This is a genomic window from Saccharopolyspora sp. (genome assembly GCF_017434145.1).
In the GTDB taxonomy this organism is placed as follows: domain Bacteria; phylum Actinomycetota; class Actinomycetes; order Mycobacteriales; family Pseudonocardiaceae; genus Saccharopolyspora_C; species Saccharopolyspora_C galaxeae.
Genome location: NZ_JAFRFW010000566.1, coordinates 1 through 4633, shown reverse-complemented (window position 1 = coordinate 4633; position 4633 = coordinate 1). Strand labels below are relative to the sequence as shown.

The 4633-nt window shown below is 72.5% G+C and carries 5 protein-coding genes; 3 read left to right on the top strand and 2 right to left on the bottom strand.

Going from position 1 to position 4633, the window contains the following annotated elements; genetic code table 11:
- From IJH84_RS15585 to sepH, 3 genes are all read left to right on the top strand, one after another.
- Positions 1 to 389, top strand: a 389-nt coding sequence (locus tag IJH84_RS15585; protein WP_295145702.1) for a citrate/2-methylcitrate synthase, incomplete at its 5' end; no start/stop codon positions are given.
- A gap of 698 nt (positions 390 to 1087) precedes the next feature.
- Entirely contained in the window at positions 1088 to 2227 is a 1140-nt protein-coding gene (gene serC / locus IJH84_RS15580; protein WP_295145699.1) for a phosphoserine transaminase, read from the top strand.
- Between the two features lie 266 nt (positions 2228 to 2493).
- Positions 2494 to 3456: a septation protein SepH gene (gene sepH, locus IJH84_RS15575; protein WP_200068407.1), complete on the top strand. Its 963-nt coding sequence runs from the start codon at positions 2494 to 2496 to the stop codon at positions 3454 to 3456.
- 122 nt (positions 3457 to 3578) lie between these two features.
- Here the strand turns inward: sepH and IJH84_RS15570 are convergent, their stop codons facing one another.
- Entirely contained in the window at positions 3579 to 4202 is a 624-nt protein-coding gene (locus tag IJH84_RS15570) for a DUF2537 domain-containing protein (protein WP_295145697.1), read from the bottom strand.
- A partial coding sequence (locus IJH84_RS15565) for an RNA methyltransferase (protein WP_295145695.1) occupies positions 4199 to 4633 on the bottom strand: 435 nt, incomplete at its 5' end. The genes IJH84_RS15570 and IJH84_RS15565, both read right to left, overlap by 4 nt.

The window sequence follows — 4633 nt, the reverse complement described above, 5'->3', positions numbered from 1 at the left end:
GTCACCGCGTCTACCGCGCGCAGGACCCGCGAGCCCGGGTGCTGCGCAACACCTGCGAGCAGCTCGGCGCGCCCCGCTTCGAAGCGGCCGCCGAACTGGAGCGCGCCGCTCTCGAGGTGCTGCGGGAGCGCCGCCCGGACCGCCCGATCGAGACCAACGTGGAGTTCTGGGCCGCGGTGATCCTGGACTTCGCGCAGGTTCCGACCGAGATGATGCCCGCGATGTTCACCTGCGCCCGCACCGCGGGCTGGTCCGCGCACGTGCTGGAGCAGAAGCGCACCGGGCGGCTCGTGCGGCCGTCGGCGCACTACGTCGGCCCGGAGGCCCGCTCGCCGCAGCAGGTCGACGGCTGGGACTCCGTCTCGCCGTTGCCGGTCGCGGTGGCATGAGACCGGGAGTGGCGGGCCGGCCGGCGGCCCGCCACCGCTCCCGTGGCAGCTCCTTCTCCCACGACGCGGACTCGGAGGACGCGGCGCCGCTGCAGCAGCCAGCGCCGCTGCAGTCAGGACCGCTGCAGTCAGGGCCGCCGCGACCAGGATCGCTGGGCGCCGGGCCCGTTGGCGGGTTTGCTCGCTTGATCGCTTGACGGATCGGCAGTGGATCGATCGCCAGTGGGCTGCTCGCCGAAAGACCGCGTATTCGCTCATGTTTTCGAGTATCCGGACCCGAACATCCGTTCGCCATAGCTTGATCGGGTGGATCAGCAGCCGCCCGGCCGAACCCGGCCAAGGCGCGGGCGAACCGCTCGCAACGCCGTCCTGAGCTCCTGCGCGCCAGCCCTCCGGACCGCGAACCTACCGCTGAAACCCCTGGTCACAGCATCCGAACAGGCTCCTCGCGCACTCCGCATGCTGGCCAAAGCGCGCCTCGGGCAGTAAGTTGCCCACCGGCTCGGGCGCCGCGGCCGGCGTTCACCTTCCGGACACGCCGCCGCAACGCGCCGCCACAGGAACCGGCAACGCCGCCGGTCATCCCGGGCGATCCGGGTTCCACCCGAACCCCGATCCGCCGCACCCGGACGCGCCGCACCCCGACATCGGGGTAACCGCGAGCCAAGCCGACCCGAACGACCACCGGAGGCGCCGGAATGACGCAGGCCGAGACCGACCCGACGACCCTGAAACTGCCCAGCGAGCTCACGCCCTCCGACGGCCGCTTCGGCTGCGGCCCGTCCAAGGTGCGCACCGAGCAGCTCGCCCGGCTCGCCGACGAAGGCGCCTGGGTGATGGGCACCTCGCACCGGCAGAAGCCGGTGAAGTCGCTGGTCGGAAGGGTTCGCGAAGGCCTGTCCCAGCTGTTCTCGCTGCCCGCGGGCTACGAGATCGTGCTCGGCGTCGGCGGCACCACCGCGTTCTGGGACGCCGCGGCGTTCGGGCTGGTGCGGGAGCGCGCGCTGCACCTGACCTACGGCGAGTTCTCGCAGAAGTTCGCCAAGGCCACCAAGGACGCGCCGTTCCTCGGCGACCCGGTGGTCGTCTCCGCCGAGCCCGGCGAGGCCCCCGCACCGGTGTCCGACCCGAGCGCGGACCTGATCGCCTGGGCGCACAACGAGACCTCCACCGGCGTGATGCTGCCGCCGACCCGTCCCGCCGGTTCGGAAAACGCGCTGATCGCGGTGGACGCGACCTCGGGCGCGGGCGGCCTTCCGGTCGACCCGGCCGACGTGGACGTCTACTACTTCGCCCCGCAGAAGTCGTTCGCCTCGGACGGCGGGCTGTGGCTGGCCGCGATGAGCCCGGCCGCGCTGGAGCGGATCGGCGAGATCGGCGCTTCGGACCGCTGGGTGCCGGAGTTCCTGTCGCTGACCACGGCGCTGGACAACTCCCGCAAGGACCAGACCTACAACACCCCGGCGGTCGCCACGCTGTTCCTGCTGGCCGACCAGATCGACTGGATGAACTCCAACGGCGGGCTGGACTGGTGCGTCGCGCGCACCCGCGAGTCCTCGCAGCGGCTGTACCAGTGGGCGGAGGCGTCGGAGCACGCGACGCCGTTCGTGCAGGACCCGGCGAAGCGTTCGCAGGTGGTCGGCACCATCGACTTCGACGAGTCGATCGACGCGGCCGCGATCGCCAAGGCGCTGCGGGCGAACGGGATCCTGGACACCGAGCCGTACCGCAAGCTGGGGCGCAACCAGCTCCGGATCGGCACCTTCCCGGCGATCGAGCCGGACGACGTGACCGCGCTGACGAGGTCCATCGACTGGGTGGTTTCGCAGCTCTCCTGAGCGCGGCGCAGCCGGTCTCCCGAGGTCGTCGGCGCACCATAGCGGCCGACACGTCCGTGTTCCCGAACTGAGATCGATCACTTGCAGTGATCAACACGGCGGCCGGGTTCGGCCACGAGTTCGCAAGTCGACCGCCATTCAGGCAAGATCGGGGACGGAGAGGATGGTCACGAAGCGACACCGAACCCGGCGCGCCCCCTCCGTCAAGCGGGCACGCCGGGTTACGGTCACAGCTTGGTGACGACAGTGACCGGGGAGGCTGGCGTATGCGCGCGCTGCGGGTGGTCGGGCTTGACGAGGACGGTGAGACCGTCATCTGCGAGGACCCGGAGAACGGCGACCGTTTTTCGGTGCCCGCCGACGAGCGACTGCGCGCGGCCGCGCGCGGTGATCTGACCCGGTTGGGCCAGGTGCAGATCGAGATGGAGGCGCAACTGCGCCCCCGCGAGATCCAGGCCCGCATCCGGGCGGGCGCCTCCGTCGAGGACGTCGCGGCTTCTTCCGGCGTGCCGGAGCAGCGGGTCGAGCGCTACGCCTATCCGGTGCTGCTGGAACGCGCCCAGATCGCGGAGCGTTCGCAGCGCGCGCACCCGGTGCGCGAGGACGGCCCGGACGTCCAGACCCTCGGCGAGGTCGTCGCGCACACCTTCGGGATGCGCGGGCACGACTTCAGCGACGCCGACTGGGACGCCTGGCGCGGGGACGACGGCAAATGGGTCGTGCGGCTGCAGTGGCAGGCGGGTCGTTCGGAGAACCGGGCGCACTGGGTCTTCCACCCCGGTGCGCACGGCGGCACCGTCGCCGCGATCGACGACCACGCCACCGACCTGCTGGATCCGTCGCCGAACCGGCCGTTGCGCACGGTGCGCCCGGTGACCGCGCTGGCCCGCGAGGCGCTGGAGCTGGAGCAGCAGGAAGGCGCGGAAGAACTCGCGGAGGAGCCGGAGGAGCCGGTCAGCACGCCCGCTCCGGTCGCAGAGCCGACCGCGGTCGCCGAGCCGACTCCGACGGTTCCGGCGCTGGACCTGGACACCGGACCGCAGCCGCAGGCCACGTCCGAGCAGGAAGAAGAGCCGCCCGCCGGGCTGGTCGAGCAGGCCGACGAGGACGACGTGGAAGCGATCGAGGACGAGGCGGCCCGCAACACCGAGCCTGCGCGGCGGCGCAAGAACCACCCGATCGTTCCGTCCTGGGAGGACGTGCTGCTCGGGGTCCGCTCCCATCGCTGAACCGCTTCGCGCGTGCCGACGGGCCGGCCGGACGCCGCGTTCGCGGCCTGCCGTGCGGCGATAGGGACGAGCGGCGCTTCGGGCGGGCGTCGAGGCGGCTGTCTTCGCCGCGCGATCCGGACTCAACCGAGCGCGGACAGCGCCAAGGCGATCCACGCGAACACGACGCCGATCGCGGTGCCGAACGCCACCCACCGCCACACCGGCACCCGCCTGCCCAGCCAGATCGACGGCGCGAACCCGCCGGCCACGACCAGGTTGACGATCACCGCCAGCAGCACGCTCACCTCGGCCAGCCCCAGGCTGACCACCACCAGCGCGACCACGACGAGTGCTGCGACGAAGGCGGTGACGGTGAGTCCGGTGCCCCACGGCGTGGGTTCCTGGGCGCCGGGCGCACGGCTCACCCGGCCGATCCTGCTGACCCGGCCGCGAGCCGGATCCCAGTAGCAGACTTCGGCGCCGGTCTCGGCCGCCAGCCGGGCGGCGAGCTGGCGCCCGCGGCGGGACATCAGCGTCGCCGAGGTTTCGCCTGCGACCTGCTGATCAGCGGCGACGCCGTGCACCACTTGCGCCCACTCGTGCATGGCCGCGGCCAGCGCGGGCGGCAGCGGAAGCTTCGCCGGGTCGTACTCGCGCACGCCTCGGGTGGAGCGATCTCCGCCGTCTCCGCGCCCGATCAGCACGGCACGTCCCTGCCGCACGCGCAGTTCCCACCTGGAACGCTGCATCGTCGCGCCGCTCATCCGGCCGCACCGCTCATCGCGTGGAACGCGATCGCCCCGGCGGTCGCGACGTTGAGGGAATCGACGTCCTGGTGCATCGGGATGCGCACCGCGACGTCCGCTGCGGTGATGGCCTCCTCGGTCAGGCCGGGGCCTTCCGAGCCGAGCACGATCGCCACCGGTCCGCTGTCGAGCCCGGCCCTGCTCAGCGGCATCGCGTCCGCGCGCGGAGTCAGCGCGGCGACCCGGTGGCCGTTGGCCAGCCGTTCCAACCCGGCGGGCCAGGGGTCCAACGGGGCGAACGGCACACGCAGCACGTGCCCCATCGAGACGCGGATGCTGCGCCGGTAGAGGGGGTCGGAGCATCCGGCCCCGAGCAACACCCCGTCGACGCCGAGCGCGGCGGCGTTGCGGACCAGCGCACCCAGGTTCTCGGGGTCACCGACGCCTGC

Coding starts and splice junctions, on each gene's coding strand:
- serC (WP_295145699.1), top strand. CDS start 1,088: ATGACGCAGGCCGAGACCGACCCGACGACCCTGAAACTGCCCAGCGAG.
- sepH (WP_200068407.1), top strand. CDS start 2,494: ATGCGCGCGCTGCGGGTGGTCGGGCTTGACGAGGACGGTGAGACCGTC.
- IJH84_RS15570 (WP_295145697.1), bottom strand. CDS start 4,202: ATGAGCGGCGCGACGATGCAGCGTTCCAGGTGGGAACTGCGCGTGCGG.